This is a genomic window from Streptococcus intestinihominis, from assembly GCF_046824975.1.
Classification (GTDB): domain Bacteria; phylum Bacillota; class Bacilli; order Lactobacillales; family Streptococcaceae; genus Streptococcus.
In genome coordinates this window covers 142,169-144,094 of record NZ_JBKQBL010000003.1, presented here as the reverse complement: position 1 = coordinate 144,094, position 1,926 = coordinate 142,169, and the positions used below count along the sequence as shown (strand labels likewise).

Here is a 1,926-nt window from a genome sequence, read left to right as displayed (position 1 = left end):
TTCCATAACTGCATTTTGAAATGATTGATTTAAGTATCCAAGAGAAACCGAGCTCTCATACTGCATTCCACTTCCCAACGGAAGCGGTGATACAGATAAACCAATGGAAGCCCAGAAAGGATTTGGCGGCACTTCGATGTGAATGGTATATTCTGCATTTTTTAACGGTCTCTCCATATAAATGACTGTAGGCTCTTTTAGTTCTATCTCCACATGATACTTTTCTTGCAACAGTGCACTAATCACTTCCATTTGTACTTTCCCTAAGAAAGAAAGTATAATTTCATGTGTCGTAGAATCCACGTAATATCGTAGAAGCGGATCACTATCTGAGATTTCCAAAAGGGCATCAAGCAACATTTCTCTCTGTTCAGGTTTACTCGGTTCAACAGTTGTTTGTAGTAGAGGGTGCGGATTTTCAATCTTTTTTCTCTGTGGCAATAGTTTTGTATCTCCAAGAACACTATTTAACTTCAAAAACTCATTTTGCAAAATAACAATTTCTCCAGAATAAGCTCTATCAATCTTACATAATTCACCATTTATTGAAGTATACATTTCTGTAACTTTTATTTTTTCTTTTTCTGATACTCTAACCGAATCTCGTAAATGTAGTACTCCACTATAAAGGCGTATATATGCAAGACGTTGTCTTTTTTTTGTATATTCAATTTTGAAAACATTTCCGCAAAGTTCAGACGGACCTCGATGTGTTGATGAATAAAATTTATTCGTAATCACTTCTATAAGGTTATCAATCCCTATATTGTTTTTTGCACTTCCGTGATAAACAGGGAACAGGGAACAATTATGAAATCTTATGCTTTCCTCTTGTTCGAGTTCCAATGCTTCTAATGATTTACCGGACATATATTTCTCTAAAAGGTCATCGTTTCCCTCTATTACCGTATCCCATTGTTCAGATTCGGTAAAGTTCGTCACACACATATTAGGATACAGTTCTACCTTCTGTTTGATTACAATTTCGGCAGAAAGTTTCTCTTTAATATCCTGATAAACCGTTGATAAATCAATTCCATTTTGGTCAATCTTATTGATAAAAAAGATTGTGGGAATCCCCATTTTCCTAAGTGCATGAAATAATATACGAGTTTGTGCTTGTACGCCATCTTTTGCAGAAATCAGTAGAATTGCCCCATCTAAAACTGATAATGAACGATATACTTCTGCTAAGAAATCCATATGTCCTGGCGTGTCTATGATGTTCACCTTCGTATTTTCCCACTGAAAAGAGGTTATTCCTGTCTGAATTGTAATTCCTCTCTGACGTTCTAAAAGCGTATTATCCGTCCTCGTTGTACCTTTGTCCACGCTTCCTAATTCTGTAATCGCTCCACTGTTATATAATAAGCTTTCTGTTAAGGTAGTTTTTCCTGCATCAACATGAGCTAAAACTCCAATATTAATAATTTTCATGTGATTTTCCTCCATTCAAAAACCCAAAAGGGCATAAAAATCCCAGTGATAAATACTTTTATCACTGGGATTTTTATGCATAACCATAGGTATACAAAGCATACAGATATTCTCTGGATACTTTAGAATCACATGATAAAGGTATTCTTAAACTGGGTACAAAAAACTAAGCCCTCCTAAAAAAGGACATCTAATTATTTGTTCCCGCTATCAAATTGACAGTTTATTTAAGAATACCTTGCCGCATATTTATTAACTCCTTTTAAATAGTCACTTAAATAATAGCACGTAAGAGCATATTTGTAAAGGAATCTCCAATTTTTTATCAAAAAGAGTACATGATTACAAAGTATCTGTAATCATGTACCAATATTTGTTATTTTACAATCTTCCAATTACTCCCGTTCTTTTCAAGTACCAAATCAAATTGAGATACCTGCGTTGCTTTGGTCTGCTGGTCGATATACTCCACTGTCAGCGATACCGTGA

1 protein-coding gene and 2 pseudogenes are annotated in these 1,926 nt (G+C 34.8%); all 3 read right to left on the bottom strand.

All coding sequences use genetic code 11. The annotated features are described in order from the left end of the window. On the bottom strand, positions 1-1,437 hold a 1,437-nt coding region (locus ACLOR3_RS05815; RefSeq protein WP_412037068.1), incomplete at its 3' end, for a GTP-binding protein. A 15-nt stretch (positions 1,438-1,452) separates the two neighbouring features. Continuing rightward, positions 1,453-1,500: pseudogene (locus tag ACLOR3_RS05810) on the bottom strand (hypothetical protein); the annotation flags it as partial. A gap of 313 nt (positions 1,501-1,813) precedes the next feature. Further along, a pseudogene (locus ACLOR3_RS05805) lies at positions 1,814-1,926 on the bottom strand (conjugal transfer protein); the annotation flags it as partial.